Origin of the sequence: Rossellomorea sp. DA94 (assembly GCF_029834455.1) — a bacterium.
Classification (GTDB): domain Bacteria; phylum Bacillota; class Bacilli; order Bacillales; family Bacillaceae_B; genus Rossellomorea; species Rossellomorea vietnamensis.
Genome location: NZ_CP122397.1, coordinates 4,551,593 through 4,568,218 on the forward strand (window position 1 = coordinate 4,551,593; position 16,626 = coordinate 4,568,218).

A 16,626-nucleotide genomic window follows, 5' to 3' on the forward strand; every position below is an offset into this window, starting at 1 on the left:
ATGTTTAGATTGCTCAATTTAGGCTTTTTACCTCTATACTAACTTTACCCTTAGCATGGACGAATGGACGTAATTAAGGGGCTTCTGAGCCTTTTGAAAGATTGTTGGATGAGAAGGATAACTAATTAAAGAAGAGGTGCCCAAATTTTGCTGGGCCCCTCTTCATTTTATTTCAATCTATGCTTTTTTTGAGTCGTCCTATTCCAGATGATAATAACCGCTATTAGAAGCAATACACAAATCCCTACAAATACAGCAATCAAAAGTGAAAGGGAAGAAGAGGATTGACTATCTTCTTCCAATCCCCCCAATCGGGCAGATTCGGATTGACTAAAAAGTTTCAGATTTACAGCTTTTGCTTTTATTGTATTGGTATCCTTCTCTTCACTGTAAAAAATTTTATCTTTCAGCTCGTTCAACCCGTTGCTTGGACGCCCTTCAAAGGTCAAGCTCTTCTGTTCATCGGGAATTTTTATCTTCTGGTTTGTTGACGACTGATCATGGATGAGGTCACTATTCTTTTTGAACTTATTTTCCTGATATTCGTTCGGTATCAATTCGTTTATGTCTGTACCTGCCAATATAGGTGAACCAAGCATCATCATGACACTGACGATTGATGTCAGGAGAAAAAGGACTTTACCCCTCATAAGCTTCTGCACTCTCATCGGTTTGTTTGTTGGATCGTTTATTCATCAGTAGCTGTAAGACAGCAAGGCCGATCACAATCAATCCCAAAACGATGACCGCTTGATTGAAAAGTGACTCCGTGCCGTATTGAATCGACATATACACAGTAGACATCGGATCTTTAAAATTGAAATTCGGCGTAGTCAAGGCTAATAGTGGTGTCACAAACAGGGTAATGAGCCCTACAGAAACAAACCAGCCCACTAAACGATGTGCAACAAAAGCCACTCTGACCAGTCCTGACGCAGCCAATAAAAGAAGAATCGTAAAGACCGTCCACTCGACAGAACGGGATTCCACCAACGGATAAATGTCCAGACCATACAGGCTGATCACAAATCCGACAATCAGATTCAGGAGGAGAAAGATGACTCCTTGGATCCAAAGAGGTGCATTTTGGAAGTAATAGCTTGTATATCCGATAAGCAAGCTGGATAACAAGACGATAAACAAAATGACGACCGGTGGAAGGACGCTCGCACTCTTCTCTTCTGGAACATCACCCTTTACGTTTAAAGGATTGGTTAAGAAATCATATACATATCCATTGGATTGCCCGTCAACGAATGCATTTCCCAGTACGCTGAATACATCATCACGGATCAATTGAGTGGAAGCTACATTCGTTGCCCACTTATTATTCAAGGTATCCGCGTCACTCTGTACATTGGATACATTTGATTGAAGCTCGTTCGTATAGGAAACGATTGTGCTTTGGCTTTCACTCACCGTATCCAGGAAGGAATGGATCGACTTGATTTCACTACCGATTTGCTTTTGGTTTCCTACTAAATCAGGACCTGCCGCTCCTTGAACTGGCGTTGGAGCCGCTTGTTCCGGCTGCTGGATTCGATTTAATACATTTGTTGATTCCTGATTAATGGCATTCAGGCTCTCTGTAAGCTGCGATTGCTGGTCATCAATCGTTTGATTGTATTCTGCCGCAAATACGGTGTATGAGTCTTGCAGTGTGATAAGAGCATCTTCAGTAGTCGGCATCCCTGTACTTAATTGTTCCCACTCGGTTTGTTCAGCCTGACTCACTTTCAATATCTCATTGACCTCATTTTTGAGCTCTTCATCCTGAAGAACGGCCGCTTTTACCCCATTCTCCGTTAACATTCCATTTAGAGTCGCTTCATACCGATCGAGGTAAGAGTAGTACTGTAGAAGATCCATAAGCTTATAGTTATTAATCCCACGGGAAAAATAGCCATATAAGGTGTTTCTCCTGTTTTCTGATAAAGCGGCTGAGTTCAGGATAGAACTCTCCTTATCCTCGATTTCGGCAACGATATTCGAAATGTTATCTGAGAACATCTCCAATTGGTTTATGAGAGCTTCATTTGTCTCAGTCAATGTCTTGACTTGATCTTTGAGCTCTTCATTTTCGGTTGTAAGAGTTTCAACCTGTTTGGTCAGCTCATCGATTTTATCAATCAATGTCTGATTATCTTCCAGAAGTCTTGATACTTCTCCCAACAGTCTATCCACTTCAGCCTGAAGAGGGTTCACAGAACTATTATTTTTACCTTGCAGCTTCGTCCGGACCTGTAGGATGCGATCATTGATTGTTTGAATATTGGTCACAGCTGCCGTTATGTCTTCGGGTGTTGGTACGGTTAATTTAGTCAGTGTTTCTTTCAGCGTGTCAATTTCTGTAGAAATAGCTGTCAGCTCAGTTATTTCCGGGTCTAAATTCGGTGGTGCAGGAGGAGGATCAGTTGGTTCCCCTGGCTCTGGCTCACCTTCCTGTGAGGAAATCACGACCTGTTGAGGGGCGGGATCCTCTCCGTCTTTTGGCGGGTCTGGAATCTCAGGAGGGGCAGGTGGATTGAAGATCTCCCCATCTCCTTCGGCCAACTTATTGTTTAGTTCAAAAATATTTCCCTGCAGGTTATTCAGCGTAGTAGTGTCCTGTAGCTGCTGATAGAAATTCAACACTCTTTCCTGAAAGGAATAGAAATCTTCCACTTGTCTACCTACTTCTTCAAATCTGCGCTGCTGCAGGTCAGTAAATACCTCCTGGTTTGTATCCATATTGCTATTCAACTGAGTCAAACCTGCCGTTAAAGCCTCACTTTGCTCTGAGAATAAAGATTTGGACTTTAAATAGCGCGGCTGCTGATTTTCAGTCGATTCGTTGATCATCTGTACGGATTGTGCCTGAATATCCGCTAATAATTTCTTTTGATTATCCTGATAGTCTCTATACTGATTTACATATTCTACAAAGCTTGAGAGACTTTGTTCAAAGGATTCCAGCGTATTTTGCTGTTCCGGTGTCCGGCTGTCAGCCTGCTGGATCGAGTTTTGAAGGGTTGATAGCATCGATGTCTGCTGTTCGATCTGGCCAGCGAGATCCTTTGAACTAGGTTTATAGAATGCAAGCATCGTTTCTTGGAATGTCTGTTCTTTTTGTAAAATTTCATCGAATTCTGCACGGATATTCTCCATATCCGCTGATACGTAGTTCCAATAAAGGGAAGACATTTTATGATTGACCCTTTTGGTGGCCTTTTCGATTTCCAACTGGACCTTTTCCTTATTTACAGCATTCAGTTGGGGTTGTACTTTAAAATTCAGGTTTGTCTTTTCCGGTCTTTCTTCATCATATGTCATGACTTTGTCAGAGAAGTCCGAAGGGATATAGACCACTGCATCATATTTTGAACTTTGAAGACCGTTTTCTCCTGCACTTCTGCCAACGACTGTCCATTCAAAGGAAGACTGATCCTCCAATATGGACGTGACATCCCCACCAAAGGACAAGGGCTCCCCATCTACTTCTGTCCCTGCATCTTCATTCACAATGGCAATGGCTTTAGTGGCATTTTCTTTTACTTTCAGCGGGTTTTCACCTACTGAACGGAAGAATAGAAGAGGAGTTGCAAGAATCATCATGACCGCTAATAAAAGTTTGAACAGGCTTACCTTCTCTGTCATGCGTGTACTTTCCTTTCCGTTACCATAAGTGGTACTTGAATTTTTATTTCTTTTCCATTCTCAATATAATAGCCAAAACCAGGCTGGATCTCCGGCTCTCTCCGGTCATAGCTGAGAGTGAATAGAGTTTGTTCAGATTTCTTCATTAACACAAGGGCTTGTCGAATTTGCTTCATTTCAACCGTCAATGTATCGTAGCCTTTCGTTAACTCACTGTTGTTTCCGGAAACGATCACACAGAAGCCTAAGTGACTATAATTTTTCATGCACTTTACAATTTTGTCCTGGAGAAGGGGATCCAGATTTTGCAGGAATCTTGCATACCCATCCACGATCAACATCACAGGAGAGAAGGATGGGAGAGTGCTTCCTTTTTGAATGGATAAGTTATATTGCTCTTCTCTTGAACTGAATAGCTCCTCCACTCTGTTAATCCACATGGAAATATGCTCTTTATTTTCCAAATATACAACCTTGTCTTCCCTCATCAAATTCGATAATCCCCTGTCTATGGAGTCGAAGATCGCTATATGTTCACTATCCTGGAGGAGTGCTGTGTTGGCTAATACTTTCAACACATTCGTTTTCCCTTTTTGTGCCTGTCCTAATACGAGGCAATGCTTTGTTTTCTTGAAGTTCACATATACTGGTTCAACCGTCTCTTCATCCAGCCCGATCGGCAGCAGGCCTGTTTTTATCCGTGAATCTGTATATTGGGTGAAGTTAACCATGGTCAGTTCTGTCGGCAGCATCGGCACCGGTTTAGGTGTAGACAAGCCTTTATATTTCTCTTTCAATAACTGAATATCTTCTTTCAACAGATTCAGCTGTTCATAATCATCCTTCCCTTCAGTAGGGAGGAAGACTTGAGAGAAGTAAGCCGTATCTTTCTTAACGATCGCTCTTCCTGGAATGGCTTCCGGGGAAAAAGGTAATCTCCCTAACATCGTATACGCTTCTGAACTGTCCATTAAATAGTGGACGATCTTCGTTTTGAGATTATTCATCAACGACTGACGTACAGAATTTACACGTGTAGCTGTAAAATACATATAGACTCCAAGCGATTGGCCATCCCGCGCAAACTGGTTGATCTCTGTTTCAAGCTCCTGCATTTCTTCTTTGACCAGATCAAAATTATCAATGGTCACGAATAAAAGAGGAAGTTTATCTTCACTTACCGTGTTATACATTTTAATAGAACTGACCTCTTGTTTCTGGAACAGTTGTTTTCTTCGTGCCAGTTCATCGTCTAAAATGCCAATGAACTTCTCTATTTTCCTCTCTTCGTCAATCAGGAAGTAATCTGCCGTATGAGGCAGCTGCTTCAGTGGCAGCAACCCGCCATTCCCGAAGTCGAGAAGATAATAATGGATCTCTTCCGGGGTAAACTGTGTAGCCATACCCATTAATAACGTAATCAGCGTTTGTGTCTTCCCGTACCCGGATGAACCGAAGATACCCACATTCCCATCCTCAATCACCTCATAATGATAAGGGGTCTGGCTCTGTTTCTCCGGCTCGTCCACCATGGAGAGGAGGATTTTATTTTCCTCAGTCTGGGCAAATCCTGTTCTGTAAATCCGATTGGATAAAGGAGGGAGCCAGGGACTGGATAACTTCTTCAAGTCCATTTGATTCTGTAACCCTTCTATCCGATCGACTACGGCGTCTATTTCACTGGTCATTTCTTTTTGACTGCCGGGATTCGTCGATACTTCTGATAAAGGAATGAGACCGAGGTCCGTGACGATCGCCACTTCATCCTCTGCTTCAAAGGATTCCTCCTGGTAAGGGGCACCGCTCCAGGCTGATTGGAATAAGTCATATACTTCATTGTTTCCAACCTGTAGGTATCCCCTTCCTGTCACCGTAAGGGAAGCTGCATCTCCATTTTTGAGGATTTCACGGCTGTCCTCTGTGTTCTGGACTTTCAATGCTACTCTAAAACGGGCATTACTCCAGATTTGATTGTCTATGACACCGCCCGGCTTCTGGGTGGCAAGAATAAGATGAACCCCCAGGCTACGGCCGATACGGGCTGCACTGACCAATTCTTTGATAAACTCAGGCTCTTCACTCTTTAATTCCGCAAACTCATCCGAGATGAGGAACAAATGGGGAAGGGGCTCTTCCGTTTTTCCTTGTTTGTAGAGGCGCGTGTAGTCGTTAATATGATTCACTTCATAGCGGTCGAATAAGCGCTGTCTACGTTTCAGCTCACTCTTAATGGAGGCAAGCGCCCTGGTACTGAAGTTCTTACTTCCCTCGATATTGGTGATCGTCCCTAATAAGTGAGGGATGTTCTTGAACGGTTGAGCCATTCCTCCGCCCTTATAATCGATTAACAGGAACGCTACTTCATGGGGGTGGAAGTGAACCGCTAACGATAGGATATACGTCTGCAGGAATTCACTCTTACCTGATCCGGTCGTCCCTGCAAGTAGTCCGTGAGGCCCGTGTGCCTTTTCATGCAAGTTAAGCTCGACGATATCTTCCTTCCCTTTTAACCCGACAGGTACAGCCAACGACTTAGCTGATTCTCTCGATAGCCAATTTTCTTCAATCGGCAGTTGATCCACATCCCTCACTCTGAGCATGTCGAGGAAAGACACGCTTGTAGGGATCGAGTTGGTCATCCCGATCTGATGGTTAAGGGTTCGGAGGGTTCTTGCATATTTCTCATTTCCCTCATGCTCATACCCATCCATAGTGAAAGGGATCTTTACAGCTTTCTTATCTTGTATCAGGATGTCCCCTTCGTTGTCATTAATGTAACGGACAAGGGTGTGCACATTATCTGAAAGGCTTTCTTTCGCCTCTGCCGCGAATATGACAGACATCCCCAGGTGTCCATACTCCCCTTCCAGGTATTCCAGGATCACATGGTCAGAAATAAGCTGATGATTCGTGATGACAAAGACGAAATGAGGAGCATATCTTACCTTTTCGGATTCTTCATCAATATCTCTTTCACGCAGGATTTCATAAATGGAGGAGAGGATTTGATCCCTCGTTTTCTCGTTATAAATGAACCCTTTTGCAAAGGACTGCGGTAATTGAAAATGGGGTAACCATTTCATCCACTCCCAATCCTTATACTCTTCTTCATGAAAGATCGAGACGAATCTTACATCATGGTAACTATGAAAGAACGTCAATTGGCCGATAAGCTGGTGAATCTCGTTTTTGTAGACGGATTCTTTCCCTACCAAACCGATTGCCCCTTTATGTAGATCGGCTGTTACCGGTAACTGTTCGATTTCCCGATAGGCCTCTTCCAGCTTCTGTGACTCCTCCAATAGCTCATCCATTTCACGATTGGACATATCGGAAGAATTCACCGAAATACTGTAACTGGCAGGTAGTTTCCCCCTGCCCAACCGGAACTGCAGGAAGTCGGGACTCTCAATCGTCCTCTCCCAAAGCCTGTCGGAAAGCTGATCTGTCAGGTACTTCATTCTTTCAAATGAAGGAAAATGAAATTGAAGGACATCGGACTGTCTCTCTGCAAGAGACTGAAGCTCTTCCCTTTTATTCTCCAAGTATTGAGTATAGATGCGTTTTCTGCGCTCCTGAGATTTCTTCTTGCTGCTTTTATCTTTGAAGAACTGGACGGTCGATGTGACAAGGGTGGTGGTGAACATGACCATCGAGATAATAATGAATATCCCCCTAGGGATCACAATGGCTACAATTCCCATGACGATCAGCATCATGAGTGGAGGGAGGATGATTAACCACAGACTCCGGTTTGTATCACTTGATTCTTGACTCGGAAAGGACAATTGAACCTTTTCATCCGGCAAATCGTAAACCATCCTCGGGGTACGGCGGTAATTGGGATATTTCTTTTGCATCTCGGACATCGGTCTCACAGTTTCCACTAACGAAGTCTGATAGTCTTCGATACTATGTATCTCGATTAAATCATCCTCTAATAGGGTAACGGATAAGAAAGCAGTAAATAGAATGTCACCTGTTTGGAGCTTCTGTTTTCCTGTAACCAAATGACCATTTAAATATAGAGAAGAAGAATCACCTGTTTCCACTATCCATCCACCATCGGAATCTTTGTACCAGAAGCAGCTTGCTTCCCTGTTCCCATATGGATGATAGATCGTTGCTTCAGGTTCCACAGTCGACATACTGATTTCTTCTTTATGTCCTATATAATAGATTTCCGCATTTGGATGGAATGAAGTGATGATGATATGCAGCTCCTTATCCCCGATCTGCAGGCGCTGATCACTGCCTGGTTCAAGGATGCTTCCTTCCTCCCCTTCGCGATGAATACGGAAGGTTGATCCTGAATACTCTATTTCTATAGCTGAAGGCAAGGACAGGATCGTGATCGTATCTTCAATTTTGGGACCCAGAGTGATATTTTTGGTTTCATCCTTCAAAAGGATCGTTTGATAATAATGGTCGTGAAAAACCCATAGGGCATACATGTGCTCACCCCCCTGTTAGTTTGTTTTTTTCTTATCATCTTTTGGTTTTGAATCTGCAGGTGGAGATTCCGCTCCGTCCTTAGCCGGATCTGCTTTTTCTTCCGTCTGCTGCGGCTGCTCTATCGACTCTGTCGCCTGTGATGATTGTTCCTCTTCCAGAGCCTTCATTTCTTCTTCATATTCAGCAATTTCACTTTCAATTTCGTTTAATTCCTGTTGTCTTTCTTCACTATCAAGGTCTCCGTCCGCCTTCACTTGTTCCCTGTATTTTAAAAGTCCAAATAGGATCAAGTCGCGGTCCTCTAAGAAACGGGCGGTTTCCAAGGCTTCTTTTGCCTTTCCTCTCCCGATATTGATCCAATACTCATAATAAAGAGGATCTGATTGAAGGGAGACCGTGTTGCGCACATTTTCCTTTTGATCCTCGGTCAAGGATTCATTAATGATATAGGAAAGGGCAAGCTGGTATTGAGTGACCTTGGGTATTTCATCGATTTCATATGGTTGGAGCTCCGTCACAACGTCACTATATTTTTCAAGCAGGAAACTCTCCTGTGCCGCCACAACCCTGTCCTGCTTTGGATTCATAAAGAAAAGAGAATAAATGGAGTAAAGGATGGCAGGGACTAAGCAGATAGAGACCCCAAGGAGAACATACCTATTGACCTTCCATTTCTTCTTGCTGACCTTTACATACAAACGTTCCGATTTTTTGGCCTCTGTGATGGAATGGTTCAACACTTCACTTAATTCCTGCAAGCTCCCCGCTTCCAGAATAGCCTTTGTAAGGGAGGATAACTTCAATGTTCCATTGAATTTTAAGTAGTCCTCGAAACGATGCTGTGAATCTACAATGGCTGCTACCGTGGCTTTCGTTTCTTTAAGCAGGAGCTCCTGGTCTCTTTCGTATGGGGGAAGACTCTCTTTCACACCGTAGTGAATGAAATGAGGTGTCATTCCCTGGTCATATACAATGTTTTCGGGACAAATTATGAGGTGTAGGCGTGACAGCGTATGTCTTTGAATTTTCTGCACCAGCTGATAAGCAGTCATCAAACGTTCTTTCTCATTTTCCTTTAATTGAGGATGAAACGAGAAGGACTCCGGTACGGTATTCATGATGGACAATTCATCATTTTCCATGGTGATTTCTCTTTGAATGAAAGGGGATAACTCCTTCAGGAAGCCGATCTCCGTTACGTCATCCAATTTAATCTTTTCTTTTTGAAAAATAAGCGTGATACGATTTTCTTTCCTATGTATTACGGCTTCCAGCTTTTCTTGTAAGTAAGATCCACTTTTTTGTGCCATTCTATTGGTCTCCTTTATAAAATTTCAATTCGATCTCCCGTATGAATCCCTGCATCAACCAGCCGTATATTGCCGGGAACCACTTTATGCTTGTTGGCAATCCGGATCCAATAGCCATCCCTGGTTTCAGCCGTAAGTTTTTGGGACTGCCATACAAGATCAATCAGTTTTTTCACAGTATGATAATTTGATAGTCTGAGATCGAAAGAATTCTCATCATAACGATTAAGATCAATGGTGATTTCTATATACATGTCCGGGTTCACCTCATAAGGAAGGAGCGCCCCACATAATGATAAGCGCTCCTTCATGTTTAAAATGGTTTGGGATAAACTTATCCGCGAATTTGATTAGCGATTTGAGCATCTGCATCTTCAAGAGACTTGGCTGTGCTTGTCAACTGCATAGAGATGTCTTCAAGAAGTTGTTGCATTTGCAGGAATGAAGGACGAAGTGTTTGATATTGCTCACCAAACGCACGGCTTGATTCACCTTCCCACATACCTTCCAACTCAGAAATCATATTGTCAAGGCGTGAAATCTGTTCACCTACTTGGCTGCTTTCGCTTGTGTATCGGTTTGACATACTAATCAATTCTGCTGGGGTAACACGAATAATTCCTGACATGTAATTCCTCTCCCTTAATTAATATTGGTGGTAATCATCTATTTCAAATCAGAATACCCAAATAAGAAACATGAAATCAACTAAACTATGTAACCCGTTTTCGCTTAATATCCTTATAATTACAATTGTTTCCACACTTCCAATATCATACTATTATAAACATACATATAAACACAATTTTTACAGGGAAAAGGAAACTTTATAACTACAGGAATATTCATTTTCAGGTCATTTGATATAAAACCCACTATCGTTTATTAGGTAAATAGTATGAAAATGACTACTATAGTCTCCCGAGTACTCACGAATCAGAAGAATAAAGATTGGATAATTCTATTAATTAGTTACAAGTACTTACTATATATCCTTATTTTTACTTTTATAAACCGCATTTTTGTAAAATCTTCTTATATAGTAATTTTTTGAAAAATTCACTTAGCACCAAAAAAACCTTACTCCTATCATTCTGGAGTAAGGTTTTAATTATTTCTTCATAATTCTTCTACATTCTGTTTCGGTTCATTCAGGTCGTACGTCACATTATACTCTTCCGCAAGGAGTTTCATGTCCGAATGATACGCATCCACCAGTTTGTAATACTCCTCCATCTTGGCATTGGATTCATTGATCAAGCCTTCATCCTGGTCTTCAATCGCTTTCTTCTCAAGAATAAGGGCATCATAAAAGGTCTGGGTTGCCGTCACGACCCGGTTCGCCATTTCTTCAAGCTCAGGGATCCCCGCCTCAATGCCCTGGGCTTCATTCAGGGCTTTCTCGTAGGCTGGTATGGTGATGGTGGTCAACTCCTTGTAGACGGTTTGATCATCCGTATAGTTGACTCCTGATACGGAAGCCAGTGACTGAAAGGCGACGACTTCATACTCTGCCACCTTATAGATCTCCTCGTTGATGAATTGAAGGATTGCCTTTTGCTTATCCGCTTCCTTCATTTTTTCACTTTTCGATTCATCACTGATCAGATCCACTTTTTCCTTCTTAGCGCTGCCAGTCTCGGCCTCCACTTCCTGATCCTTATTAATCGAAATCTGCACTTCACCACATCCACTTAACAGAACGGCTGTTATCAATGCTAACCCGAGAAGTTTCTTCATGATTTAGTTCCTTTCTTATGCAATTTGGTCAATTGCTTTTAGAAGTTAAATACCCATCTTATGTAAAAATAATCTAAATATTTCTAAATAAAACAGTTCCTATCTTCAGGCATATGGAAAACGCATGCAATTTCCTATACAATTTATGTAAACAGCAAGATTGAGTGGTGAAAGAGTTGAAATTATTATTAATCGAAGATGATACAACCCTATTCAATGAAATCAAGGAACGGCTTTCCCAGTGGTCCTATGAAGTATATGGAATCAACGATTTCAATCATGTCATGCAGGAGTTCACAGAGGTAAAGCCGGACCTTGTAATCATTGATATTCAATTGCCTAAATTCGACGGCTTCCACTGGTGCCGGATGATCCGCACACATTCCAATGTGCCGATCCTATTCCTGTCTTCGCGAGATCACCCGATGGACATGGTCATGTCCATGCAGCTCGGTGCAGATGATTTCATCCAGAAACCTTTTCATTTCGATGTCCTCATCGCAAAGGTCCAGGCCACTCTCAGAAGGGTGTATAACTATAACACCGAACAGGTGAGTATCAAGACCTGGTGCGGGGCGACCGTTGACTTTGAACGGAATATGATATCCAATGAAATCGGTTCGATCGAGTTGACAAAGAATGAAATGTACATATTAAAACTTCTAATCGAACAGAAGAATAAGATTGTCAGCAGAGATACGCTAATGAACAAGCTTTGGGACGACAAGCGATTCATCAGCGATAACACTTTGACCGTCAATGTGAATCGTCTCAGGAAGCGCCTTGAAGAGATAGGACTTGGCCGCTTCATTGAAACGAAGGTCGGGCAGGGGTATCTGGCCATTGAAGAGGATTCGCCATGATTCGTACATACTTATGGGAACGGAAAAGCTGGATATCGTTCGTGCTTGGACTTCATCTGTTATGGATCTTTATCGCCTCTATCGATACGGCCATCCCGTTACAACCGATCATGTATATGGTGTTTCTGTCGCTGCTCTTTTTCGCCGTTTTTGTGTTCATCCGCTATCAGAAGGAAACCCGATTCTTCAAACGGCTGAAAGAATGGGATCATAATCTCAACATGACAGGGGTGGATTCCCCGGATACTCCATTCCAGGAAATCGTTTCGGATAGTCTATCGGAGCAGGCGAACCTTCTGAGAAAGACAGCATATGAGAATCGAATGATGATTGAACAGGAAAAGGACGACCTTCTGTCCTGGATCCATGAAGTGAAAACACCGCTGACGGCGATGCATTTGATGATTGAACGTTTGGAAGACGACCCTTTGAAGTCTCATTTAAAATATGAGTGGCTGCGCATCCACCTTTTGTTGGATCAGCAGTTGCACCAGAAGCGCATGTCTTTCATGGAGAATGATCTATACATTGAGGACACCGATCTCGAATCTGTTATTTTTCAGGAAATAAAGACCTTGCAATCATGGTGTATTCAGAAGGGGATCGGATTTGATATTCAACTTGAGGTCACAAATGTGCTGAGCGATGCAAAGTGGCTCTCTTTTATGATCAGGCAGCTTTTAACCAACGCAGTTAAATATAGCTATAAAACGGATATTGCCATAGTAAGCGAAAAAAGAGATGGAAAAGTGACTCTCACCATTCAGGATTTCGGCAGGGGAATCGACTCCAGGGACCTGCCTAGGATCTTTGAAAAAGGATTCACCTCAACCACCGACCACAATGATCATGCTTCTACGGGAATGGGCTTATATTTAACCAAAAGAGTTTCAGAGCCTCTGCTGATTAACATAGACATTGAATCCAAACGGGGAGAAGGGACCCGGGTCACCCTCACCTTTCCTGAGAAAAATGATTTCGTTCAACTTACCGGCGTGTGACAAAAATGTCACATGCTTTTCTGTTTTGTTCGAACAATAAAAGGAAAACAAATTTCCTGCTTTTTATAATAAAGGTATCAAATCAAAGGAGTTTTATATGATGACCATACTGGAAGCAAGCAAACTTCATAAAAGTTACGGAAATAAATTCAATAAACAGGAAGTGTTAAAGGGAATCGACCTGTCGATCCAAAAGGGTGAATTTGTCAGTATCATGGGGGCTTCGGGTTCCGGGAAGACGACTCTCCTAAATGTCCTATCCTCCATCGACAAAGTGAGTGAGGGCTCGATTAAGATTGAAAGCAATGAAATGACGATGATGAAAGAAAAGCAGCTCGCACAGTTTCGAAAGAATCACCTCGGCTTTATCTTTCAGGATTACAACCTGCTCGACACGTTGACGGTGAAAGAAAATATCCTTCTCCCATTATCCATTACCAAGACCCCTAAGAAAGAAGCAGACCAGAAGTTCAATGACCTTGCATCGGAGCTTGGAATCCTTGAACTGAAAGATAAATATCCGAACGAAATCTCAGGCGGGCAGAAACAGCGGACATCAGCCGCCCGGGCCTTCATCCATGAACCAAGCATCATTTTCGCAGATGAACCGACGGGTGCCCTGGACTCGAAATCAGCATCAGATCTTTTGAAAAAGCTGAGCGAACTCAATCAAAAGCTGAAGGCGACAATCGTCATGGTCACACATGATCCCGTTGCGGCAAGCTACTGCAGTCGGGTCGTTTTCATCAAGGACGGGCAAATTTATACGCAATTAAATAAAGGTGAACAAGAAAGACAGCATTTCTTCAGTGACATTATGAAAACCCAGGGAGTGCTTGGCGGGGTGCAGAATGAACATTAATACCCTTATATTCAGAAATCTGAAAAAGAACCTGAAGAATTATTACCTCTACGTATTCGCCCTGGTATTTAGTGTCGCCCTATATTTCGCATTCGTGACCCTGCAGTACGATCCATCCATGGATGCAACGAAGGGAACCATTAAAGGCGGGGCAGCGGTAAAGGCTGCTTCTGTCTTGTTAGTCGCCATTGTCTCGATATTTCTTTTATACGCCAATACCCTCTTCATTAAGAGAAGAAGTAAAGAAATTGGGTTATTTCAGCTAATCGGAATGACGAAGAATAAGATCTTTCGCATTTTAAGTGTAGAAAATTTCATCCTATATTTTGGAGCTTTGATACTTGGTATCTTGATCGGGTTTTCCTTCTCCAAGTTGATTATCATGATTTTATTCAATATAACCGGCGTCGATGCGATTGCCACACTGCATTTCTCGACCAAGGCACTCATTCAGACCATTATCGTGTTCTGCGCGATTTATCTATTGATCATGCTGATGAACGTTGTCTTCATCAAAAGACAAAGCATCTTATCACTCTTCAGAGTCCGATCTTCAACGGAAACGAAAGTGAAAAAGATGTCCAAGTTTGAAATTGTAATCGGAATCTTTGGCATGATCCTGATTTCCTCCGGGTATTATGTATCTTCTAAATTGTTTGGCGGGGACTTCACGACCATGCCAGAACTTTATGGAGCCATGCTATTTATTCTCGGCTCGGTGATTCTGGGTACCTATCTTTTTTACAAAGGGTCTGTCAGCTTTATTTTCAACGTCATCCGAAAGAAGAAAGATGGCTACTTGAACATTAACGAGGTCCTGTCCCTTTCATCCATCATGTTCAGGATGAAATCAAATGCCTTACTGTTGACGATCATCACGACGGTTTCGGCTCTGGCTATCGCGCTACTGTCATTGAGTTATATCGGGTATTACTCAGCTGAAAAAACGGCTGAAAACAATGTCCCGGCGGATTTTTCATTAATAAACAAACAAGACTTCAATGATTTTAAAGAAGCCCTTCTGAATGATGGTATTGAATTCAAAAAAGAAGAAATTGAAGTCATCAGAGCTCTCATTAACCTGGAAGACATTGCTGACTCTGAATTCAGTGAACTGAACGGATCACAAGATGCCATGCCTACTGCTGTCATCAGTGAAAAAAGTGTAGAAGGTGTTGACGTAAAAAAAGACGAAACGGTCTTTACAGGCTATAGCGACTTACTTCAAAAGCTGATGCCACTACACGATTCCGGCAAGACAGAGCTGAAAGGAAAGACGAAGGACATAAAGCTCAAATACTTGGGAATGCGGGATGAATACCCGATCTCTGGGTGGTTTACAGGGTTCGGTTCACCTGCGGTCATTGTGGATGATGATGTTTTTCAGCAGCTAAAAAAGGATCTGGATCCAGAAATTCAGAGAGCATCCTCCCTTTATATCGGTGTGAACATCGAGAAGGAAAAAGACGTAAAGAAAGCAAACGACCTCTTTCATGAATTAAATCTAGTTGAAAGATGGGGGAACGCTTCACAGTACGACATGAAAGCCGAACAAAAACAAAGCATGGGCCTCACTATGTTCATCGTCGGGTTTCTTGGCCTCACCTTCCTGATCACATCGGGCTGTATCCTCTACTTCAAACAAATGGACGAGAGTGAAGATGAGAAACCGAACTATACGATTCTGCGAAAATTAGGATTCACCCAAGGTGACTTATTGAGAGGCATTCAAGGTAAGCAGCTATTCAGCTTTGGAATCCCTCTCCTCATCGGACTTCTGCACAGTTACTTTGCGGTTCAATCTGGATGGTTCCTATTCGGGGCCGAAGTCTGGACGCCGATGATTATCGTGATGGTATTATATACAGTGTTGTATTCGATCTTTGGTGTATTATCGGTTTTGTATTATAAAAAGGTGATTAAAGCGTCGTTATAATGGAGAGAGCCATCCCGTCTAAAAGTTGGGATGGCTCTTTTATGTAGTACGGGTGATCGGTTCAATACCTTTATTCTTGTTCATACCTTTTCTTTTTTTTGTTTGACCTCAAGCAGATTTCTTTCTTTTTTCGGTAACCCGAATTGGGGATGAACCTGTTTTACCTTCTCAAGGTTTCTTCTAATGTAAATATATTTATGGATGCTTGTAGAAAAATAGACCGTCGCCACAGAGAGTATAGATAACACCCCAATTATCATAAGGATCTTTACTGATTCTACAAAAAAGGAGGATAAGACTACCTGTGCCATTACGTAGCCAAAGCTTGTGGCCGAAGCAATCGGAGTAAGGTTGACAGTCATTTCCCCTTTTTGAAGACGTGAGTACGTTCCGGAATACAATAAGCGGATGTTCATCCAATTCATGATGAAAAGGAGGAATACAAATAAAATAGAGCCTAAAATTAAAGTGACTACTCCGATTATGTGAAAATAAGAATATATCAATTTTTGTATCACCAAAAAGTACACGAAGGTATTGATAACCCCATACACTCCGAAAAATAGATAATAGGATCTTTCAAATGTATAAGGGGCAATCACATATAGCGCAGCCCATAGGTGAATGAGGATTACCGGAATGAAACCTGCCCAAAAAAGGAAAGGAATTCTCGGCTCTCCAAACAGAAAAAGCACACCAATGGTATCAAGAAAAATCAAAAAGAACACGAGTATATTACTCCTGTTTTCACGGGGTGATTGAAACCCTAAATAAGACAGAGTAATGTCATCTAACCTTTCTTTCTTCAACTAAACACCCCTCT

At 42.2% G+C, this 16,626-nt stretch carries 11 protein-coding genes; 4 read left to right on the forward strand and 7 right to left on the reverse strand.

The window, feature by feature from the left end; genetic code table 11:
• Positions 1–167 precede the first annotated feature (167 nt).
• From essA to P8596_RS23510, 7 genes are all read right to left on the reverse strand, one after another.
• Positions 168–650 carry a type VII secretion protein EssA gene (gene essA / locus P8596_RS23480; RefSeq protein ID WP_279725407.1) on the reverse strand — a complete coding sequence of 161 codons (483 nt, stop codon included), beginning with the start codon at positions 648–650 and terminating at the stop codon, positions 168–170.
• Positions 640–3,636 (reverse strand): type VII secretion protein EsaA, encoded by a 2,997-nt coding sequence (esaA, locus tag P8596_RS23485; protein ID WP_279725409.1) that lies wholly within the window; start codon positions 3,634–3,636, stop codon positions 640–642. Before esaA ends, essA begins: the two co-directional genes overlap by 11 nt.
• Positions 3,633–8,090, reverse strand: coding sequence for a type VII secretion protein EssC (gene essC, locus P8596_RS23490; protein ID WP_279725411.1), 4,458 nt, complete (start codon positions 8,088–8,090; stop codon positions 3,633–3,635). Before essC ends, esaA begins: the two co-directional genes overlap by 4 nt.
• A 15-nt stretch (positions 8,091–8,105) precedes the next feature.
• Positions 8,106–9,401 (reverse strand): type VII secretion protein EssB, encoded by a 1,296-nt coding sequence (gene essB / locus P8596_RS23495; protein ID WP_279725413.1) that lies wholly within the window; start codon positions 9,399–9,401, stop codon positions 8,106–8,108.
• Between the two features lie 14 nt (positions 9,402–9,415).
• The gene (gene yukD / locus P8596_RS23500) at positions 9,416–9,655 is read right to left on the reverse strand and encodes an ESX secretion system protein YukD (protein WP_079532350.1); all 240 of its coding nucleotides are present in this window, start codon (positions 9,653–9,655) and stop codon (positions 9,416–9,418) included.
• 80 nt (positions 9,656–9,735) lie between these two features.
• Entirely contained in the window at positions 9,736–10,029 is a 294-nt protein-coding gene (locus P8596_RS23505; protein WP_034764875.1) for a WXG100 family type VII secretion target, read from the reverse strand.
• Positions 10,030–10,520: 491 nt separating this feature from the next.
• Positions 10,521–11,141, reverse strand: a complete 621-nt coding sequence (locus P8596_RS23510) for a putative periplasmic lipoprotein (protein ID WP_279725414.1) — start codon at positions 11,139–11,141, stop codon at positions 10,521–10,523.
• A gap of 176 nt (positions 11,142–11,317) precedes the next feature.
• Here P8596_RS23510 and P8596_RS23515 point away from each other — a divergent pair, with 176 nt between their 5' ends.
• From P8596_RS23515 to P8596_RS23530, 4 genes are all read left to right on the forward strand, one after another.
• A complete protein-coding gene (locus tag P8596_RS23515) occupies positions 11,318–12,004 on the forward strand; it encodes a response regulator transcription factor (protein WP_481900315.1) in 687 nt (228 codons plus the stop codon).
• Positions 12,001–13,005 (forward strand): sensor histidine kinase, encoded by a 1,005-nt coding sequence (locus tag P8596_RS23520; protein ID WP_279725417.1) that lies wholly within the window; start codon positions 12,001–12,003, stop codon positions 13,003–13,005. The genes P8596_RS23515 and P8596_RS23520 overlap by 4 nt, the downstream gene beginning before the upstream one ends.
• A gap of 100 nt (positions 13,006–13,105) precedes the next feature.
• Positions 13,106–13,867, forward strand: coding sequence for an ABC transporter ATP-binding protein (locus P8596_RS23525; protein WP_279727055.1), 762 nt, complete (start codon positions 13,106–13,108; stop codon positions 13,865–13,867).
• Positions 13,857–15,803 (forward strand): ABC transporter permease, encoded by a 1,947-nt coding sequence (locus P8596_RS23530; protein ID WP_279725418.1) that lies wholly within the window; start codon positions 13,857–13,859, stop codon positions 15,801–15,803. The genes P8596_RS23525 and P8596_RS23530 overlap by 11 nt, the downstream gene beginning before the upstream one ends.
• Positions 15,804–16,626 lie beyond the last annotated feature (823 nt).